Origin of the sequence: Gallintestinimicrobium sp. (genome assembly GCF_046968865.1) — a bacterium.
Classification (GTDB): Bacteria; Bacillota; Clostridia; order Lachnospirales; family Lachnospiraceae; genus Gallintestinimicrobium; species Gallintestinimicrobium propionicum.
In genome coordinates, this window is sequence record NZ_JBKVPW010000001.1 from 14869 (window position 1) to 34641 (window position 19773).

The following is a 19773-nucleotide window of genomic DNA, read 5'->3' on the forward strand; positions in this document are numbered from 1 at the left end:
CCCCCGCCTCACCGTTTCCCGAGCTTTTCCTGCGCTTCGCGGTGTCTGTGCTCCTTACGCAGCTGGCGGATGTGATCTTTTCTCTCCATCAGGGCGGCAACCTCTTTCTCTCCGACCAGCTTCGTCGTCTTGACGGCGTAAACCATGTCATCTTCCGCTTTTTTCACGCGGATTTTTCCTTTCATCCAACCGTGCTTATCGCACCACGACAGGCTGTAATAGTGCTTGCCGTTTGGCGAGAACCAGCGGACTTTTTTGCGAAGGTTATGATGGCACAGATAACATCTGGTGGAGAGAACCTCTTTATCCGCCATCAACGCCTCCTTATCCGGAAACGGTCGGGAAATATATTTTGCATAATTATCGAATACGACATGCACCTCGCTGCGGTGATTTTCCGGCAGCTGGAACGTGTCGAAGGAAACCCGCTGCAATGCAATCGGGTCTTTGATCATCTGAAATACCCGTGCGGTATACACCGCGTCGCTGATCGCCCGGTGAAACGGAATATCCTTTGGAATCTGCAGATAATCTACTGCATATTCCAAGCTCCTTCGCACCTTCTGATCTTCGTAGGCGATGGAAAACAGCTTCTGAATATCATAGAACCGGACAGGTCCTTTTCCAAGGGGCTCCATACCGAAAAACCGCATATTTTTCTGAAGCTCCGTCAGATCCTGCGGTCCCCAGGTACCGAACATGAAATCCTCGCCACACCACGCCAGAAAGTCCTTCATCACGACATCAAATGTCCGACATCCGGAGAGATCTTTCATATGGATGCCGATCAGCTTTTCTGTAATATGGTGCATGGTATCATAAACCTGCGGACGGATCAGCTCCTCAAAGGTATCCACAATTTCCATCCGGCTGTTTAATTTTACCGCACCGATCTCAATAATTTCAAACGTAAGCAGTCTGTTGCGGGCATCGCGGCTATCAGACGCCTGATTCCATTCCAGATCCAGAACCACATAATCCATTGATTGTTCCTCCGCCCACTACAACATCGCCATCATAAAGTACAACCGACTGTCCGCAGGTAATTGCCCTCTGGGGCTCGTCAAAGACCAGATGAATGCTGTCCGGTCCGGTGATCTCTGCGTTCGCCCACTGCTCCTGGTGACGGTAACGGATTTTCGCCTTGATGCGCTGCGTGCCCGTCGGCACCTCGCCGCTGATCCAGTGGAAATCCTTCGCCGTCAGCTCCTTCGACCACAAATCCCGGTCGCGTCCAAGGACTACCGTATTGGTCTTTGGATCGATCCTGCACACATACATCGGCTCATGCAGGGCTAGTCCCAGCCCTTTGCGCTGTCCGATCGTATAGCAGATAATTCCCTTATGCTGCCCCAGCACATGTCCTTCCTGATCTACAAAATTGCCCGGCTCAAAGCTTTTGCCGGTGTATCGTTCAATAAATCCGGCATAATCTCCGTCCGGTACAAAGCAGATATCCTGGCTGTCATGCTTGCGCGCATTGATCAGTCCCTGTTCTTCCGCCATTTCCCGGATCTGCGGCTTCGTCATGCCGCCCAGGGGGAACAGCGTATGTGCAAGCTGCTCCTGCGTCAGGCTGTAGAGCACATAACTCTGGTCTTTCTTTTCATCGATGGCTTTTTTCAGGAGGAACTTTCCGTCCTGTTCTTCGATTCGGGCATAGTGTCCGGTTACAACGTAATCGTAATCCAGCTCCTTTGCCCGCTTCATCAGCTTCTCGAACTTCATATAACGGTTACAGTCGATACAAGGATTCGGGGTGAATCCGTTTTCATAGGCGCAGACAAAGCGGTCCATGATCTGTGTGCCGAAATCTTCCGTAAAATTGAACACGAAATACGGAATGCCCAGCTGACGTGCAACGCTTCTTGCGTCCTCCACGTCATCTAACGAACAGCAGGTATGCCCTTTTCGTTCGCAGCTGTCCTCTCCGGCAAACAGGCGCATCGTAACGCCCATACAATCATATCCGTCCCGCTTCATCAGCCATGCCGCAACGCTCGAATCTACGCCGCCGCTCATGGCAATCATCGCCTTTTTCATTCTCTGTCTCCGTTCTTTTTATTCCTGCCCTGCCTCTCCCGGAACTTTCCAGCTCATGCTTCTCAGGCTCAGGGCCAGTGTTGTCGTATTATGCAGCAGCGCGGATGTCGTAGGCTGAATCAGCCCGGTCACACCGGCTGCAATTAAACTGCCGTTGATGCCAAGGATTGCACGGTAGTTGACATGAATCCGACGCATCATTTCTTTGCTTAAGCGGCGCAGGTAAACCAGCTCCTGCAGGCTGTCCGCACCGACTGTAATATCCGCAATTTCCCGCGCAAGCTCCGAACCGTCGCTAATCGCAATACCAACATCCGCGGCAGAAAGCGCCGGGGAGTCGTTGATTCCGTCGCCGACCATGACTACCCTGCGTCCGGCTTCTTTTTCCTGCTGGACAAAGTTCGCCTTGTCCTCCGGCAGAACTTCCGCATGGTATTCGTCCACGCCGATCTGTTTTGCGATCGCCGCTGCTGTTCGCTCGCTGTCGCCAGTCATCATGACGATTTTTGTAAAGCCTTCCCGTTTCAGCTCGCGGATAACCTGTTTTGCCTCTTCACGCACCGGATCCTCAATACAGAGCACTGCTTCCAGTACGTTGTCAACTGCCAGATACAGATGGGAATACTGCAGCGGCAGCTCATCGAAACGCTGCTGATATTCCGGACGGATCCGGCACTTCTCATCTTCAAATACAAAGTGAGCACTGCCGATTACCACACGCTTTTCTCCAACATAAGAGGCAATGCCATGTGCAACGATATATTCCACCTTGGAATGTACTTCCTCATGTTCCAGATTACGCTCTGCCGCTGCACGCACAACCGCCTTTGCCATCGAATGAGGAAAATGCTCCTCCAGACATGCTGCCAGACGTAAAAGATCGTCTTCCTTTTCCTTACCGAATGTGACAACGGAATACAGCGTAGGCTGCGCTTTGGTCAGCGTACCGGTCTTATCGAATACGATGGTGGAAGCCTCGGAAAATGCTTCCAGATATTTTCCGCCCTTTACAGTGATCTTCGCTGCGTTTGCTTCCCGGATCGCTGTCAGGACAGTCAGGGGCATCGCAAGCTTTAATGCGCAGGAAAAGTCAACCATCAGTACGGATAACGTTCTGGTAACATTTCTTGTAAACAGCCATGTAAGAGCGGTTCCAAGGAAGGTATAGGGAACCAGCCTGTCCGCCAGATGCTCCGCACGTCCTTCTACTGCGGACTTGAGCTTCTCGGAATCCTCGATCATCGTAACGATCTTTTCGTAGCGGGTCGAGCCGGAAACCGCCTTGACCTCAATCGTCAGCTCGCCCTCTTCCACAACGGTTCCGGCATAAACGAATCCGCCCCTTTCCTTGCGTACAGGCTCGGATTCACCGGTCATGGAAGCCTGGTTGATCATCGCTTCGCCGTCTGCCACTACGCCGTCAAACGGAATGACGTTGCCGACATGGATCACGATATGGTCGCCCGGTACGACGGATGCAGCATCCACAAGGATTTCCTGATCCCGGGTCTTTATCCACACTTTTCCGACATTTAACGACATGCTGCGCGCCAGATCGCCGACAGACTTTTTATGTGTCCACTCCTCAAGGATTTCACCCAGACCAAGCAGGAACATAACCGATCCTGCGGTCTGGCAGTCCCGCCGCAGAATTGATACGGTAATCGCTGTCGCATCCAGAACCGGGACTTCCAGTTTTCCTTTGGAAAGGCATAGGACGCCTTCTTTTACATAACGGAAAGCTTTCCATATAGTATACACATTTCTGATCGGTAAGGGAAGCATGTATTTTGTAAATAACCGTTTTGCCACATGCCCGATCAGTTTTTCTTTATACTCTACATTCAGCGCACGTCCCGAACTGGAACGAACGGAATCCGGCAGCTGGACGTCTTCATAATGAAAGCTTTTCAGCGCCTCCATCAGTTCTTTTAATTCGCCGTCATACTCGATCACCGCATCCTGCGTCTGCTCGTATACGGTCGCTTTTGTTACACCTGGCTGTGCTTCCAGAAAATACTGTAGGGTGTCCGCCTGGTCAAAGCTCATTCTGGACTGCCCCATATGCACCCGGATTCGCCCGGGAATTTTGTGTTTGATTTTAAAGTTCATCTTATCTCCACTCCGCTGATACGCTTCGCGCTTTTTCAGAAAACGGGACTCCGTCAAAAAGGACGGCGCCGTCTCCGGCTCCGTCCCCCACTGCCCTGAATCAGGCTTCTTCTTTTACTTCAGCTTCCACTTCTTCTGCAGCTCTGTCTTCGTTGATCTGCTTTGCTTCTGCCAGAACATCTCCAGCGTTTTCCTGAACTGTTGTTACGGTCTTCATAACGCTGTCCTTTGCGCGAAGCGCTGCCGCGGTACACTGTACGTATGCTTTCTTCGCGTCTTTGCTGGAAAGGATCTTGATTCCGGCTGTTCCGAATAATACGCCTCCTAAAAATAAACCGATTTTCTTTGCATCAGATGCTTTCATCATGTTCGTTTCCTCCTTCGACCGGCGCAGGATATGTCTATACTACCTATCGTACGGCACGGCTTTCTTTGGTTAGTTATTATTAACCACGAACATGGTAGCACGCTTTTTTCCCTGTGTCAATTGCGACTTTATTCCTGCTTTCCGAACACAATCCGTTTCCCAATAAAAATGATCAGAAGCGCTGCAACGCCCACCAAAACGATTGTGCCGCCCGGCTTTAAGCCCAGATAAAACGCCGCAAACAGCCCGATAATCATGAACAGCACGTTCAAACCGACAGCGTACCATACAGTCTGTTTAAAGTTCTTTCCCAGCTGCATCGCACAAGCTACCGGAACGACCATCATCGACGATACCATCAACGCGCCTACTGTCCGTGCTGCAACCGAAACCGTCACTGCAATCATAATCGTGAAGATAAAATTGACGATGCCGACCGGCACGCCCGCCAACCGCGCGCTTCTTTCATCCAATGAAATATAAAACAGCTCTTTATATAGAAGCAAAAATAACACAAGCACCACAACAGACACCACGATGACTGAAATCATCTCGGCATCACTGATCGCCACAATGCTGCCGAACAGAAAGCTATTGAAGTTTGCCGAATTTTTCACAAAACCGGACAGCACACCCGCCAGACCAATTCCTGCTGACATGATAATGGATATCGACATTTCCGAATAGCGCGGAAGCTTTCTGCGGATCGCCTCAATGCCGAAGGACGCTGCCACACAGGCTGCTGCTGCGCCCGCCACCGGATTGACACCCAGCAAAAGTCCTGCTGCGACGCCGGCGAGCGACGTATGGGAAAGTGCATCGCCGATCATGGAAAGACGTTTGCAGACAACGACCATTCCGACGCAGGGCACAACCGCCGCCAGCAAAATTCCGACAACAAACGCCCGCTGCATAAACAGATACTCAAAAATTCTCATGCCTGCCCGTCTCCTTTCCCAGCTTCCTGTTTTACCCTTCCGTCCTCCAGCACCCAGATATCATCTGCATAGGACGATGCACGTTTGAGGTCATGCGTCACCATCAGAACGGTGATCCTTTTCTCCGCATTGATTTTTTTGAGCAGTCGGTAAAAGTGTGACGCATTTTTTTCATCCAATGCCGACGTCGGCTCATCCAGAATCAGAAGCTTCGGCTCGTTGACCAGGGCGCGTGCCAGGAGCACTCTCTGCTGCTGCCCGCCAGAAAGTCTGCCGATCAAACGGTTCTGGTATTCCTCCATGCCCACCTGCGCCAGCGCAGCTCTTACCTGCTGCCGCTCTTTTTTCCCCGCAAACCGGAACAATCCGATCTGCTTATATAAATTTGCGCGCACGATTTCTTCCACGGATGCCGGAAAATCCTTCCAGCCACCCATCCCGTTCTGGGGCACATAACTGATGCTCGACCAGTCTTTAAACTGTCGGATATCCTGCCCCAGAATCTCAATGCTGCCGTCGCCGCTGCCTTCTTCTTGATCCCCTTTGTGGCTTTCCCCGATCGGGAGCTCTCCTAATAAAAGCCTTAAAAGCGTCGATTTTCCTGCCCCGTTTTCTCCTGCGAGAATCGCCAGCCGCCCTTCTTTCAGGCAAAGGCTGACGCCGTCCAGCACATTTTCCTTTCCATAGGAAAAGTGCAGATTTTTGATTTCTATCGCATTCATATGTCTGCTCCTTACCGCAAAGCTTCTGTCAGCTGCTGCAGATTTTCTTCCATGACGGAAAAATAATCTCCGCCGGTTTCTTCCTGTCTGTCGCTTAGGCCTTCCAGCGGGCTGAGGGTCAAAAGCTTCACGCCGGTTTCCGCCGCTACCGTTTCCGCCGTCCTCGAGCCGGACAGCTCTTCAAAGAAAATCGCACGGACGTTGTTTGCCCGGACAAAATCGATAATATCTGCCATCCGTCCCGGGTCGGGTTCGGAATCCGGCGACATGCCCTCGATGCTCACCTGCGTCAGGTTATAACGCCTGCACAGATATCCATACGCCTCATGCGCCACAACGATGTTTCGCTCCGACAGATTTTCCAGCGTCGTCTGATAGGTTTTGTCCAGCTCGTCGAGCTGTTTTGCCCATTTCTCATAATTTGCCTGATAGTCTGCGCTATGCTCCGGATCCGCCTCAGAAAACGCTTCGCAGATATTTTGCATTTCCTGTTTTGCGTTCATCGGGTCCAGCCAAACGTGGGGGTCGTACTCGCCGTGCTCGTGGGCGTCATGACCGTCCGGTGCGGCGACAACAGTGTGGTCGGCGGCATCGTCTTCATACGCGGCCGCATTGCTCACAGCGGCGTCTTCTTCACCCGCATGATCGTGACCGTCCTCATCAGCATGCGCGATCCCATGGTCATGACTGTCCTCTTCGTCCTCATCGGCATGCACAGCCTCATGGTCATGGCTCTCCTCTTCCTCTGCGCTGCGCAGCAGGCTCACTCCCTGCGACGCTTCCACGGAAATCAATTTTTTATTGGAAAGCCCCGCCAGAACGTCTGAAACCCAGTGCTCCATCCCAGCACCGTTATAGATAAAAACGTCCGCCTGCTCCATCCGGGTAATATCCTTTGTGGACGGCTCCCAATCGTGGGGCTCTGTACCGGACGGCACCATGCAGGTCACCTGGACGTGCTCGCCGCCGATTTTCTGTGCGAAATCGTACATCGTATAAAAACTCGCCATCACCTGCAGCTTGTTGGGATCCACTGGTTCGTCAGGAGTTTCCGTGCCGCAGCCGACAAACACTGTGGTAAACAGTAAGCACGCGCAGAGCGCCAACGCCACACGACGCAGGATGCCGCTTTCCGATACCCGTGTGCAGCGCAGCTGCGGCATTCTGATGCCGGAAATCACAGCATGCTTCCCGCATTGCTTTTTTCTATTCATCCTCATTTCTGTCCTGCAGTCCTTCCTGTGTTTCCCTGAATTTGCGGCACTCCCGACAGCAGCCGTAAAAGATCAGATGCGAGGAATCCAGCGCAAAGTCATGCTCTTTCAGGATATGTTCGGAAAATCCATGGAGCTTGTTACATTCCAGAGGAATGATCTTCCCGCACTGCAGGCAGACAAGTCGCCCCGGGCTGCCCGGCCTCAATTCTCCGATATAGCGGTACTGCGCGCCTGCGCCGTCCACTGCCGGAATTTTGATCACGGCGTTCTCCTCTGTGAGACGGTCGAGAGCCCGATAAACCGTCGTCTGTCCAACGTGAATTCCTTCGGCTTTGAGACAGTCCATACACTGTTCCGCCGTCACAAACCGGTCGCCGTGTTTTTCCAGGCAATCCCGGATCAGCTCCTGTTGCTTCGTTCTGTATCTGACACGTTCTGCCATTTTTCTCCCCCTGTGAACCACTGCGGCATCCGCGCATACTCCCGCACGGCGATATCCAAAACCGCCGCGGTTCATTTTGAAATTAAAAATCATTTTCAATTTATTATATCGACTTTTTCCATCGTGTCAAGGGAAAAAACTGGGAAATGTCACGAGTAAACCAAACCGTTGTCTGATTTCACTGGTTTTTTTGAGAAAATAACGGCTATTATTCTTTTGAGACTTATAGTATCATTTAATTAGAATGAAACATTGGGCAAAAGGACTAAAACTCTGATACACGGCACACCTTTCGCCCTACATCCAAACAGAACAATTCCAAGGAGACTTTGCCTATGAAAAAGAAAAGAATTTCCGCCTTTTTTCTGACGATCGCTCTTCTTTCCGGCTCTCTTTCATCGACCGCCTATGCTGCCACCTGGTATATGGAAGACGGTGACGTCATCGTGAGCGCTTCTGAGAGCGGGCAGACCGTTTCCCAGAACAACAATACCATAGGAGATAACGATCCGACCTTTACCAATCGGGATTCCGATGTTGCTTCCGACAGCACCATTACGATCACAACCTCCGATGACGCGACAGCGAACATCACGATTGAGGACATCAACCTGAAGCATTCCCAGGAATCTGCCATTGATGTCAAAGGCGACTCCAAGGCAGACATCACGGTTCGCGGTACGAATACGATTAACCGCAAAGACGAATCCTCCCCGTCCATGATCCATGTCAGCGATGGTGATCTCACCCTGCGCGGCGACGGTTCCCTCACGCTATCCGGCTGGACCGATGGCGCTAAAATCGGCTCCAATGGATACAGCAGCGACACCGGACAGGGAGAAGAAGATTTTACCGGTTCTATCCACATCACCGATGATGTAACAATCTCCGCAACAAGAGAATACTATAATCCTTCCGATACCGGCTCTGCAGCTATCGGTTCCGGCGAAAAAGGCAATTTTACCGGCACGATTACCATTGATGGAAATGCAAAAGTCAACGCAGATGCCACCTGGTGTGGTCCCGGCATCGGCTGCGGAGAAAAAGGAGATTATAACGGGGATATTATCATCGGCGGCAATGCTGAGGTTACTGCCTCCGGAGGTTCCGCATCCGCCGGAATCGGCAGTGGATGGGACAGCACCTTTTCCGGCGGAACAATCACAATAAAGGATAATTCCAAAGTTACCGCAATCGGCTCCAACGGTTTTTCCCAGAACACGTCCTGCAGCAATCCTGCCATCGGTGCTTCTGAAAAAGCCAATCCGGATTATAACCCTGCCAAAGCCCCGATGAACGGAACCATTACCATAACAGATAACGCCCAGGTAAAAATCGGCAGTGACACCAAATTCGGCACTTCCAGAACTCCCCTGATCGGTGAAGCTTCTTCTGAACCGACCGGAACCGGTAAAATCGAAATTTCCGGCAACGCGGCTGTCTCCAATATCGACGGTTCTTCCGATATCGCCATTGGCGGCGGTACAGCTTCCAGCACAATCGATATTTCTATTGGAGCAAATACAAATATCAACGGAACAAAAGGCTCGGATATTCTCGATGGCAAAAGCAGTAATGTAAAGCTCAATACGGTAAAAACGCCGACCCTTGTGCCGGAATCTGCTCCGGCAGTTGAGCCTGTTGCTTCTGTTTCCAACGGTTTCAGACAGACCGAAAGCTCTGCTGTCTCTACAGAAAGCTTTTGTCATTCGGTTACCCTCTCTCTTCCGTCCGCAGGATTGTCGAACTTCTCTTTCTGCCCGGCATGCGGTAAAAAAGACGGCAAAGATTTCCTGTCGCCGGTTTCCGATGTTTCCGCACAGGCTGTAACCGGAACGCTTCCTGCCGGATCACCGGTTCTCTGCATCGGCACGCTTGACAACGGCGTAGGCATTATGTCCGCAGCAGTGATCAAACATCACCGGGCAGTACAGCCGACCGGCATCGTGCGCTTTACCGTTCCGGCTTCCCTGCTTGCAGGACACCGTCTGGTTGCGCTTCACACTGACGGCACGCAGTCAGAGATTGTAATGACGCCCGACAATGCGCAGACTTTGAGTTTCGAAGTCAATTATGCTGCAAACGGCAACGACAGCGCCTTCCCGGTTCGCATGATTCTCCTGCTGTCGGAAGCTTCTTAATCTGCCAATACCTTTTGGACAGTCGGGCGCTGGTTCCCCCACCTTTTCCAGCGCCCGTTTTTCCCCTCATATCGCAGAGGCGAAGCATTTTTCATCAAGATGCTTCGTCTCCCATAACAAACATACCGCCCGGCAACTCTTCTTACAAAAGCTGCCGGGCGGTATGTTCTTATTCATGACAATAGAGTGCTCGCAGAGCGTGCATTCTATTGTTTCATCAATACACAAATCGTCTTAATTTCAAATGGCTTAAATTCCAGTGCAATTTCCTTTTCATCCGGAAGCGTTTCGATTTCCTCTTCCAGCAGATTCGTCAGCATGATTTTTTTGCCGGTTTCTGTCAGATGAAGCTTTGTCCGCACGGAAGTTCCCTCCGCTTCATAGAGACGCAGCCCATAGCCGTTTCCATCCTCCATCGGCTTGATCGCCTCCACGATAACATTCGGTGCATCCACGGTGGCGAAGGATTCCAGCTCTTTTCTGCCGGGCATAACAACCGGAGCAATGTTCAGCTCGTATGCAGGCTGTACGACTGCTTCTGCGCCAAAGCCGCCGTTATGCGGAAGCAAGGCATAAGTGCATTCATGAATTCCTTTATCGCCTCTGTAGTCCGGACGGCAGCCGCCTTTGTGCAGCGACAGCCAGATGCGTCCATTTTCCACGCTGACGCCATATTTGCAATCGTTCAAAACTGCAATGCCGTATCCAGGTTCAGAAAGGTCTGTATATTTATGATTGGAAACCTCGAACTTCGCCTTTTCCCAGGACGTGTTGCGGTAAGTTGCACGCTCGATATACCCAAACTGAACTTCGTGTTTCGCAAAACGGCTCTGAACCGAAGTGTCAAACGCTGTCTTTAAGAAGCGGTGGTCATCCTGCCAGTTCATCACCGTTTCAAAAACGATTCTTCTATCCTTACTGTAAAATACCATATCCTGCTGCAGGCTGCTGTTTTTCGTCAGCTGATATTCACTCCGGATCCGCAGTTCAACCGCTCCGCAGGAAATGACCTCACGGTTCAAAAGCTTCGCACAGTCTCTCCATTTGTCCGCGATATCCGCATCCAGATCCCAGTTGTCCCAGGAATCCGGCACATCCTCCGCCACAAGGAACGTATTGAGTGCATAGCCCTCTCCCTTTAGCTGTCTGCCGTTTTCACGGTCGATCAGGGATGAAATGTAACCTCTTTCATCAAAGATCACATCGTAGTAAGGCGTCTGCAGATGATCGCCGTCCAGGACAAACGCAGCTGCCGCCTCACAGCCAGCGTTTTCAACAGGCGCTCCACCCACCAGCGCTACGCTGCGGCTGCCAAATGCCGGAACGTTCAGTCCATCTACCGCGAGGTAGTCCTGCCCATCCAGCCTTTCAACGATCTGCTGTCCGTATGTGCTGTCGATGTGGCTGTCTTTTTCAATCGGCAGATAAACCGTGTCTTTCCGGTCGAAGGAAAGGGTATTGTAAATCGTCCGAAATACATGATCTGCGCCATCTGCCGCGCTGTTTTCCTCTGCCATGTCTGCAAGCAGTTCCTTTGTCTGCTTTATCGCTTCCTCGATCACATGCCCAGTCTGTGCCAGCGATTCATCGTGCACACGCGGAATACAGGTTCCGGGCAGGATGTCATGGAACTGGTTCAGCAAAAGAAGCTCGGTCAGAGGTGCAATCGCTTCCCCGCTGATCGTTTTGCCCGACTGCAATGCAGAAAGGACGGTCATATATTCCAGATTTCGAAGGGCAATCTCCGCTTTCCGGTTATTTCTCTTGATCTGGTGCTGATTGGTCAGCGTGCCGCGGTGCAGCTCGAGATACAACTCCCCTGCATAAACGGAAGGACGGAAGCTCTCTTTTTCCAGCTTCTGCATGAAATCACCGACACGGATATGCTCCGTTCTGGGCAGCCCCTCTACATCCTTTAATCGATTTGCAATTTCCACCATTTCAAATTCCGGACCGCCGCCGCCATCTCCGAAGCCGTAGGAAAGCAGTCTGCTGTCCGTCACATTTTTATCCTTGATACCGTAGCCCTTGCAGCCGTTGACGCATTCCAGAAGCTGCTGCGCATCCGGCCAGATATGGGTACGGTTTGTATGAGTAAATACCCTTGTACCGTCAATTCCTTCCCAATAAAACGTATCATACGGGAACTCGTTCGTATCGCCCCACGCCATCTTCGTCGTCAGGAAATAATCCACCCCACAGCCTTTCATGATCTGCGGCAGGGCTGCGCTGTAGCCAAACGTATCCGGCAGCCAGAAGCAGTTGGAACGATAGTTAAATCTGCTCATCGTATAGCGCTGTCCCCATAAGAACTGGCGCACCATAAATTCACCGCCGGGAATATTGCAGTCGCACTCTACCCAGACGCCGCCGTTTGGCTCGTATCTGCCCTCGGCAATCCGTTTTTTCATCCCTTCAAAAATGGCAGGATAATACTGTTCCATCCAGGAGGTATGCACCGCGGAGCTCTGAATAAATTTATAATCCGGGTACTGATCCATCAAAGACAGCTGGTTTGCATAGGTTCTCGCGCACTTTTCCACCGTCTCATCCAGATGCCACAGCCATGCGGTATCCATATGGGAATGCCCGATCAGACCTGCAAAGCCTGCATGCGGTCCGTTGCGGTCGGACAGAACCTTCTGTAAAACAGCGTCCGCTTTCTGCGCTTTTTCATGCCATTCGACAGGATCTGCGAGGTCGATATCGTAGTCGATGATCTCGTGCACTCTTAACAGCGCACGGACCGCATCCCCTCTGCGGAACTGCTCCTTGGAAAGGGATTCCGCCATCTGGTTTACAATGTGCAGATCGTAGAAGAAGTTGCAGACGATCTCGTCTTTTACACAGATATCCACATGATCGTAAGCGATCTCGAATACCTCGTCACTTTCCTCAAACGGCTGCGTGCCGCGCACATAATGATGCGAATAATATTCCAGCGCGATTTCCAGCTGCTCGCCCGCTGCTTTTCCCTTTGTCAGCAGGTCGCAGTAATGATATCCGTAGCTGTTCTGAATTACCTTAAAGGTGAAGTTCCCATAGGGCTTTTTGTCAACCCAGAGCATCCCCTCATAGCCCTTGATCTTCGGAAAGATAAAAAGTGTCTGTCCTGCCAGCTTTTCCGGTATGGTATAATCCCCCAGAAACCAGCAATACAATCCCTCCTCCAGCCACTTTCGTCCCTTTTCGCACGGACTAAACAGCGCCCGATCCGGCACCTCATGCACCGGCTTTTTCGTCGTCCAGACGCTCATTTCCACCTGATCCACCGGAATGAACATCCGGTCATGCAGCATTTCTTCCAGACGTTTTAATTTCCGGAATGTTTTCTCCATTTGTGTCTCTTCGTACATACCTTTTACTCTCCCCTTTAAAATTTATGGTGTTGTTTTTTTATTTTCTTTCCCGTTACCTCTTTTCTCAGTTCTCTGCGGCGAAGCGATTGCACTGTTTTTTCAAATTTTATATAATGAATTATGCAACGAAAAAGAAGTCCGATTCAAGGTTTACAGCATTTTCCCTTTTAAAGAGCTGTCAACCGACACTCGTGAACGATACGAATGGAGCTTTCCCCTTTATGAAACAGGAACTTACAAAACCTTCATCCCTCCGCGCCATTTCCATGCTGGCGGTTTTTACATTTCTCTTTTTGAGCACAGAGTATTTCTATGTCAACCAGATCGCTCAAAACGCCTCCAGCGCCCGGACGGTGAACGTCCAGAATTATGCGCTCGGTATCAGTGCGATCGGCTTTTGCCTCTATCCTCTGCTGTTTCGGTTTTTTCGCGATCGCCTGCACAGCGCTGTGTTTTTCACACTTACAATGCTGGCAATCGTCTGCTTTGTAATCCTTGGCAGTCCTGTTCCGCCCGGTCTTCTGACTGCCGTCGGAATGCTTCTGTTTCTGGTTCTCGGCATCCTCGGCAGCGCAGTGCATTACCATTTTCTTTGTGAAATTTCTGACAAAAAATATTTCGCACGCATGGTTGGCATTTCCTATGGGTTTGCTATCCTGCTGCAATTTCTAAACAACAGTCTGATTTCTTCTGCCCTGGCAGAACAGCTGCTGCTTTGCGCCGCGTTACTTTTTATCGTATTTTTCCTGTTCCGGTTTCAGCACCGGAAGGCAAGCCGCAGCTCCCAGATGCCGGACACTGCAAATTCCAGCCCTCAGGTGTCCGATGTGACAAATCCCTGTCCACATATGTCAGACACGTCAGCTTGCGTCTCTTCCGGCAGCACCGACCCACAGCATAAGCTCCCTGCTCCATCTGCCTCCGGTGCCCTGCCGCAGCTCGTTTTGCTGATCTTTCTCGTCATTTTTATGACCTGTATTTTCAGTACACTGGACAACACCGTTACACTGGGACACGCAGACGGAACCATGGATATCGGTCAGTGGCCTCGTATCCTGCTCGCCTGCAGCGGACTTGCTGCCGGATTTTTGTTTGACCTCCATAACAGACGTTTCATGAATCTCATCATGTACTGCATTATGATGCTTTCCACGCTCAGCGTCGCAATCCTGCAGCTTGGCGGTTCTTTCCTGATCGGACTGATCGTCTTTTACCTGTCCTCCGGATTTTTCGTCGTATTCTTTACGACCTCTTTTCTGGCGCTGTCCGAAGATACCCGCTGCCCGCGCCTCTGGGCAGGAATGGGGCGTGCTGTCAACAATGCGGGCGCTGCCCTGGTCTCAAACCTGTCTCTCTCCCTGATCGCATCGAACAGCAGCATCACGCTGATTATCACGGCTCTTGTCCTGTTCGCAACGGTAAGCATTTTGATCGCAGCCTATAGCATGTTAAATGCGCCGGGCGTACAGACTGAGACAGGCGGCACTATGACTCACAAAATGCAGGCAACTTGCGAAGCGAACGCGATCCATAACACAAAGGCCGCCCTCGGCAACGATTCGTCCGCCTCTACGGTTTCGGACATTTCCTCCGATCCGGATTATCCACAGAACACTCCCAATGCAGACCCGTTTTCCACATTTTCCACGGCATTTTCTCTGACTGACCGGGAACAGTCTGTTTTTGACCAACTCGTCAACACAGAAAAGAGCATCCAGGAAATCGCCGACAGCCTTTTCATCTCCCGAAGAACCTGTCAGCGCTATATCACATCCATTTATGAAAAGGTCGGTGCAAAATCCCGGATGGGACTGTACCAGTCCTACATCGAATGGCAGCGCAAAAACCTGTAACCGGAGCTGAAATTATATTTCCCTAAGTCTCAGGAACCAGCTCTTTTAAAATATCCGAATACGTCACAAGCCGGACATTGCCAAGATGTTCGGCTTTTTCTATGCAGCCCTGGGTGAAACCGGTCTTGGCAAACAGATAAAGGAAGGTCTGATCATAATGAAACAAATGGCTACGCTCAACAAGCGTATCCAACACACCAACATCCACTTTTTCATTCGTCCATTTGCATTCTCCAAACAAAGCTGCCTGCCGATCCTGCTCTGCCATAATGTCGATCTCCGTCTGGCTTCTGGTACGCGGATCTGTTCCCCACCAACGTCCCAGCTCCGAAAAATCAACCGGGCTTTTTCCTTTCAGCAGCAATGCCCAGAGATACTGCGAACAGATATCCTCAAAAATATGTCCCATATAATCTGACAAGTGCGGCTCAATCCGCCTGTAAGCCAGTTCCACCGCGCCACGGGCGATGATCGAATTATTTTCCGGAACAAAACGATACCAGAACCGAAACATATTATCCTCGATCGAATAAATTGTTTTGCGCGTCGTTTTTTCTCCATAAGGAACTTCCTTACGAATAATACCAAGTGCAATCAGATTTTTCACATAGGTCGAACAAACATTGGAATCTTCCCCTACTTTCGTCGAAATCTCAGCCATCCGGGATGCCCCTGTTGCTATCGCTGTAATAATTGCATTGTAAATAGCAGGTTCCCGTACCTCCTGCTTCAGCAGACTGGAGGGTTCTTCATAAATTGCGGAGTTCGGATTTAAAAAGGTATTTTTAATATTTTCCTCCACACTCTGATGATCATTCATCTGTAAAAGGTACTGTGGCGTACCTCCTGCAACTCCATACATCAAGGCTTTTTCTTCCGGGCTGAAATACTGGCAATAACGACAGGTTTCCGCAAAATCAAACGGCTGTATTTTCATCTGGGCAGTGCGCCGTCCGTACAGGGGGGCTTTATATGCCAAAACCTGATCCTCCATATAGGACATCGAGGATCCGCAGAGAATCAACATCAGTTTTGAAGCTTCTTTATATTTATCAATCAACAACTGTAATGTGGAAGCAAGGCTTTTGGAAGCGCGCGCCACATACGGATATTCATCGATCGTCAGAATGACCCGTTTCTTTTCTGCCAGTCGGAACACATATTCCAGTGCCGCCTGAAAAGAAAGAAAGGACGTCTCAGCCTCTATCCCGCTGCTGTATTCCATAATACTTTTGCTCAAGTTTTCAAGATTTTGTTTTTCACTGCTTTCAACACCCATAAAATAAATCGCATCTTTATCCTGAATAAAACGACTGATCAAAGCAGTTTTTCCCACACGCCGTCTGCCGTAAATAACAGCGAACTCAAAATGATCCGAATAAAACAGCCGCTCCAGCGTCTGCAGCTCTCTTTCCCGTCCGATAAACATTCTGCCGTACCTCCTGTTTCTTTCATCATAGTATCGAATTACGGTTTAGTCAATTACGATTTACTAAAGTATGATTCGATAAATTGCATTTTTCTCAAATTACCGACTCAAATCGATTCCTAATCCACACTTCTCCCTATTTTCCCCTGGCGCACCAGCGCCAAACCGCATTTTTCGCCGTTTTGGCGCGCATACGGCATACCCGGATGACCGCCCGACGCGTAGACTGAAGGTAACAATAAAACTGCAAAACGGAAAATGCCCGCCTGACGCAAACCGCAGCGCAGCGTTCAATGCAGTCGCATTTTCCTTCGGAAAACAAGGAGGACTCTATGAAGCAGTGTGATAATGGTCATTTCTATGATGAAGCAAGATTTGAAAGCTGTCCGTATTGCAAGGAGAATACAGGGATCGGAAAGACGATGGCTGCAGCGGATATCGGCAAGACAGTGGCTGCCTTTCCGGGCAATCCTGCTGCTGCAGCTGCGACAGCCTTCGACAGCGGCAAAACAGTCGCTGTGATGAAAAAGAAAATCGGTATTGATCCGGCAGTCGGCTTTTTGATCTGCATCGAAGGTCCACACCGCGGAACGGATTTCCGTCTCGTTTCAGGAAGAAACTTTATCGGACGGGCTGCCGCGATGGATGTTTCCCTGCCGGATGATGATACCGTATCCCGTGAAAGTCATGCACTGGTCACTTACGATGTAAAACACAACACCTTTTCCCTTTCGCCCGGGCAGGGACGCGGCATTACCTACTGCAACGATGAACAGGTCGAAATGGTTCATCCGCTCAAAGCATACGACATCATCGAGGTCGGAAAAAGCCGACTGCTTTTCCTGCCTCTTTGCAGCGAACAGTTTCAGTGGAGTGAGGAATAGCTCATGTTCTTTTTTAAAAAGCGAAAAAAAGCACAGACTCAGCAGCAGCCATCCGAACCAGCACCGGAGTCGCTTTGCGTTACCACCGTTCTGACCCCGGAAAAAACTTCCATTCTGGAAATTGCAAACCTGCAGGGGCTCGGACAGCGTGAACAGCAGCAGGATGCCTTCGGAATCTCTCCGGCAGACCGCTATGAAACAGACGGGATTTTAGCCGTTCTCTGTGACGGCATGGGCGGAATGGCGGAAGGACAACGGATCGCCTGCCAGACGACCGCCTGTCTCCTGAATGCTTTTCCATTTCCGGAACCAGCCGTCACGAGCGTGCCAAAGCTGATTTCCGCATGTACCCAAACTATCTATCAGCAGTTTTACGGCCATGGCGGCTGCACCCTTGTCGCTGCCTGGATTTCGGGAAATCAACTGCACTTCTGGAGCGTCGGAGACAGTGACCTTTTTCTGCTCCGGGAACATCAGCTCTATGCATTAAACACCCGGCAGGAATTTCAAAAGGACCTGCTGCTGCGTTCCTTTCACGGCGCATTTCCCATCGAGGAAGCTTTTTCTGACCCACAGGCAGGCGCACTTTCCCAATATATCGGGAAGGAGGAGGTCACGCCGGATCGCACCTACATTCCACTTTCCCTTTTCCCGGGGGACGTCCTGCTCTTATGCTCCGACGGAATCAGCGATCCGCTGACCCTGAAACAAATCCGCGAGGCGATGGAGCTTCCGGTTCAGGACTGCTGCAGCGCGCTTGAAACAGCAATCCGAAAAGCCGCACTTCCCACACAGGATAACTATACCGCAATCGTTTTACATTATTACGGGGAAAAGGAGAATACTGAATGAAAACCAAACAACTCTCTTCTAAACAGCTGATCGCCCTTGTGCTAATCCTGATCGGCGCTGTCTCATCCATTTTCGGCATCACAGGGCTGACCAAAAGCTCCTCTGAGGATCCCTATGAATCCAGAAACGGTATCGTCATGGTCTATGCGACAGTCTATGACAACGAAGGAAACAGCGAAGCCGGAATGGGAACCGGCTGGGCCATCGGCACGCCCGGACAGCCGATTCAGTACATCGTGACAAACGGGCATGTCGTCAATAAAGCCTATACCTATCCCCGCTATGATTCCAGTCTTTACGGAGGGGAAATTGATGTCTTTTTTTCCGCAGCGGAAAACGACTATGTAAAAGCCAAGGTCGTCTACTTTTCCCCTCAGGAGGAAAAGGATATCGCCATCCTGCAGCTGCCCTCCCCGACGGATAAACGGACTGCCCTGACGCTGCGCGACTCCGGCGACATCAAGATCGGCGACACCGCCTACGCGCTCGGCTATCCCGGCAATTCCTCCCAGCGTCAGGATTTTGCCACCTACGATATAGACGATATTACAATCACCCGAGGCATCATCAGCAAACGTACAACCACCTCTTTTTCCACCTATGAGGCATTTCAAATGGACGTTTCCATCGCTCCCGGCAACTCCGGCGGTCCTCTGGTCGATGAAAAAGGAAACGTAATCGGTATCAACGTTGCAGGCGCCATTGATCCCAATACCGGGCTGAGCCTTGGCATGAACTATGCCATCATCATCAACGAGCTGACGAAAATCCTGGATGTTGAGCGCATTCCCTACACGTTTTCGAGCTCTGGTTTTTCCCTGTTCCACGGTCCCGGCAGTGCTGTGCTGCTCCTACTCGGCATTCTGTTGATCGCAGCGGGCACGTTTTTCTTCTGGAAGGAAAGGAAGGCTGCAGCCAGCGTTACAAATAACCGCAGCGGCCTGGCAGATCGAAACAGCGGTCTGGCGAATGGCTCAGCAAGCGGCTTAAACGGCAATCCTGTACACTCCGGTGCGGCAGGCAGCTCCGGCGCTCATGCGATCCTGCGTGGAATGACCGGCAGCTACGCAGGGCAGAGCTTCGACCTGCTCAAGGGAAAGGTTACCATCGGCAGAGATCCTACGTTCTGCAACATCGTTTATGAAAAGAGCACGCCCGGCATCAGCAGCCGCCACTGCCAGCTTTCCTACAATCCGGGGGAAAGCTGCTTCGTCCTGACCGACCTCGGTTCCTCCTATGGAACCTTCCTTGGAAATGGGAAAAAGCTCGCCCCGAACGTCCCCGAAAAGCTCTATGCCGGAGATACGTTCTTCCTCTGCGATCCCTCAAACCGTTTTCTCGTTGCGAAGGAATAATAGAATGCACGCTCTGCCAGTATTCTATTGTCATGAATAAACGAGATTTGTGTCCGCGC

At 50.9% G+C, this 19773-nt stretch carries 15 protein-coding genes; 5 read left to right on the forward strand and 10 right to left on the reverse strand.

Annotated features, from left to right (window positions below; all coding sequences use genetic code 11):
* Positions 1 to 8 precede the first annotated feature (8 nt).
* The 8 genes from ACLTOQ_RS00090 to ACLTOQ_RS00125 form a co-directional block, all read right to left on the reverse strand.
* Positions 9 to 983 carry an exonuclease domain-containing protein gene (locus ACLTOQ_RS00090; protein WP_412271555.1) on the reverse strand — a complete coding sequence of 325 codons (975 nt, stop codon included), beginning with the start codon at positions 981 to 983 and terminating at the stop codon, positions 9 to 11.
* Positions 940 to 2043 (reverse strand): tRNA 2-thiouridine(34) synthase MnmA, encoded by a 1104-nt coding sequence (gene mnmA, locus ACLTOQ_RS00095; protein ID WP_021916295.1) that lies wholly within the window; start codon positions 2041 to 2043, stop codon positions 940 to 942. The genes ACLTOQ_RS00090 and mnmA overlap by 44 nt, the downstream gene beginning before the upstream one ends.
* A gap of 18 nt (positions 2044 to 2061) precedes the next feature.
* Positions 2062 to 4155: a heavy metal translocating P-type ATPase gene (locus ACLTOQ_RS00100; protein ID WP_412318352.1), complete on the reverse strand. Its 2094-nt coding sequence runs from the start codon at positions 4153 to 4155 to the stop codon at positions 2062 to 2064.
* A 100-nt stretch (positions 4156 to 4255) separates the two neighbouring features.
* Positions 4256 to 4522, reverse strand: a complete 267-nt coding sequence (locus tag ACLTOQ_RS00105; RefSeq protein ID WP_337673190.1) for a DUF6110 family protein — start codon at positions 4520 to 4522, stop codon at positions 4256 to 4258.
* 128 nt (positions 4523 to 4650) lie between these two features.
* Positions 4651 to 5460, reverse strand: a complete 810-nt coding sequence (locus tag ACLTOQ_RS00110; protein WP_262587800.1) for a metal ABC transporter permease — start codon at positions 5458 to 5460, stop codon at positions 4651 to 4653.
* Positions 5457 to 6182, reverse strand: coding sequence for a metal ABC transporter ATP-binding protein (locus ACLTOQ_RS00115; RefSeq protein WP_308727537.1), 726 nt, complete (start codon positions 6180 to 6182; stop codon positions 5457 to 5459). Before ACLTOQ_RS00115 ends, ACLTOQ_RS00110 begins: the two co-directional genes overlap by 4 nt.
* 11 nt (positions 6183 to 6193) lie before the next feature.
* On the reverse strand, positions 6194 to 7396 hold the full coding sequence (locus ACLTOQ_RS00120) for a metal ABC transporter substrate-binding protein (RefSeq protein WP_412318353.1): 1203 nt from the start codon (positions 7394 to 7396) through the stop codon (positions 6194 to 6196).
* A complete protein-coding gene (locus ACLTOQ_RS00125) occupies positions 7389 to 7841 on the reverse strand; it encodes a Fur family transcriptional regulator (RefSeq protein WP_412318355.1) in 453 nt (150 codons plus the stop codon). Before ACLTOQ_RS00125 ends, ACLTOQ_RS00120 begins: the two co-directional genes overlap by 8 nt.
* A 335-nt stretch (positions 7842 to 8176) precedes the next feature.
* On the opposite strand from ACLTOQ_RS00125, the gene ACLTOQ_RS00130 reads away from it, so the two are divergent.
* Positions 8177 to 9982, forward strand: a complete 1806-nt coding sequence (locus ACLTOQ_RS00130; protein ID WP_412318357.1) for a hypothetical protein — start codon at positions 8177 to 8179, stop codon at positions 9980 to 9982.
* 206 nt (positions 9983 to 10188) lie between these two features.
* On the opposite strand, the gene ACLTOQ_RS00135 is transcribed toward ACLTOQ_RS00130, so the two are convergent.
* On the reverse strand, positions 10189 to 13320 hold the full coding sequence (locus tag ACLTOQ_RS00135) for an alpha-mannosidase (RefSeq protein ID WP_412318359.1): 3132 nt from the start codon (positions 13318 to 13320) through the stop codon (positions 10189 to 10191).
* Positions 13321 to 13562: 242 nt separating this feature from the next.
* Between ACLTOQ_RS00135 and ACLTOQ_RS00140 the strand changes: the two genes are divergently transcribed.
* Entirely contained in the window at positions 13563 to 15194 is a 1632-nt protein-coding gene (locus tag ACLTOQ_RS00140) for a helix-turn-helix transcriptional regulator (protein ID WP_337425848.1), read from the forward strand.
* Between the two features lie 22 nt (positions 15195 to 15216).
* On the opposite strand, the gene ACLTOQ_RS00145 is transcribed toward ACLTOQ_RS00140, so the two are convergent.
* Positions 15217 to 16623, reverse strand: coding sequence for an ATP-binding protein (locus ACLTOQ_RS00145; protein ID WP_337425847.1), 1407 nt, complete (start codon positions 16621 to 16623; stop codon positions 15217 to 15219).
* Positions 16624 to 16955: 332 nt separating this feature from the next.
* On the opposite strand from ACLTOQ_RS00145, the gene ACLTOQ_RS00150 reads away from it, so the two are divergent.
* From ACLTOQ_RS00150 to ACLTOQ_RS00160, 3 genes are read left to right on the forward strand one after another with little or no spacing between them, the layout of a single operon-like run.
* A complete protein-coding gene (locus ACLTOQ_RS00150; RefSeq protein ID WP_337425846.1) occupies positions 16956 to 17507 on the forward strand; it encodes an FHA domain-containing protein in 552 nt (183 codons plus the stop codon).
* Positions 17508 to 17510: 3 nt separating this feature from the next.
* Entirely contained in the window at positions 17511 to 18359 is an 849-nt protein-coding gene (locus tag ACLTOQ_RS00155) for a PP2C family protein-serine/threonine phosphatase (protein WP_412318361.1), read from the forward strand.
* Positions 18356 to 19714, forward strand: a complete 1359-nt coding sequence (locus tag ACLTOQ_RS00160) for a trypsin-like peptidase domain-containing protein (protein WP_412287386.1) — start codon at positions 18356 to 18358, stop codon at positions 19712 to 19714. Before ACLTOQ_RS00155 ends, ACLTOQ_RS00160 begins: the two co-directional genes overlap by 4 nt.
* Positions 19715 to 19773 lie beyond the last annotated feature (59 nt).

Excerpts from the sequence above, each read along its gene's own strand:
- ACLTOQ_RS00120 (WP_412318353.1), bottom strand. The coding sequence starts at position 7,396 with ATGAATAGAAAAAAGCAATGCGGGAAGCATGCTGTGATTTCCGGCATC.
- ACLTOQ_RS00105 (WP_337673190.1), bottom strand. The coding sequence starts at position 4,522 with ATGATGAAAGCATCTGATGCAAAGAAAATCGGTTTATTTTTAGGAGGC.
- ACLTOQ_RS00160 (WP_412287386.1), top strand. The coding sequence starts at position 18,356 with ATGAAAACCAAACAACTCTCTTCTAAACAGCTGATCGCCCTTGTGCTA.
- ACLTOQ_RS00145 (WP_337425847.1), bottom strand. The coding sequence starts at position 16,623 with ATGTTTATCGGACGGGAAAGAGAGCTGCAGACGCTGGAGCGGCTGTTT.
- ACLTOQ_RS00115 (WP_308727537.1), bottom strand. The coding sequence starts at position 6,182 with ATGAATGCGATAGAAATCAAAAATCTGCACTTTTCCTATGGAAAGGAA.
- ACLTOQ_RS00135 (WP_412318359.1), bottom strand. The coding sequence starts at position 13,320 with ATGGAGAAAACATTCCGGAAATTAAAACGTCTGGAAGAAATGCTGCAT.
- ACLTOQ_RS00090 (WP_412271555.1), bottom strand. The coding sequence starts at position 983 with ATGGATTATGTGGTTCTGGATCTGGAATGGAATCAGGCGTCTGATAGC.
- ACLTOQ_RS00130 (WP_412318357.1), top strand. The coding sequence starts at position 8,177 with ATGAAAAAGAAAAGAATTTCCGCCTTTTTTCTGACGATCGCTCTTCTT.
- ACLTOQ_RS00110 (WP_262587800.1), bottom strand. The coding sequence starts at position 5,460 with ATGAGAATTTTTGAGTATCTGTTTATGCAGCGGGCGTTTGTTGTCGGA.
- ACLTOQ_RS00125 (WP_412318355.1), bottom strand. The coding sequence starts at position 7,841 with ATGGCAGAACGTGTCAGATACAGAACGAAGCAACAGGAGCTGATCCGG.
- ACLTOQ_RS00150 (WP_337425846.1), top strand. The coding sequence starts at position 16,956 with ATGAAGCAGTGTGATAATGGTCATTTCTATGATGAAGCAAGATTTGAA.
- ACLTOQ_RS00100 (WP_412318352.1), bottom strand. The coding sequence starts at position 4,155 with ATGAACTTTAAAATCAAACACAAAATTCCCGGGCGAATCCGGGTGCAT.
- ACLTOQ_RS00155 (WP_412318361.1), top strand. The coding sequence starts at position 17,511 with ATGTTCTTTTTTAAAAAGCGAAAAAAAGCACAGACTCAGCAGCAGCCA.
- mnmA (WP_021916295.1), bottom strand. The coding sequence starts at position 2,043 with ATGAAAAAGGCGATGATTGCCATGAGCGGCGGCGTAGATTCGAGCGTT.
- ACLTOQ_RS00140 (WP_337425848.1), top strand. The coding sequence starts at position 13,563 with ATGAAACAGGAACTTACAAAACCTTCATCCCTCCGCGCCATTTCCATG.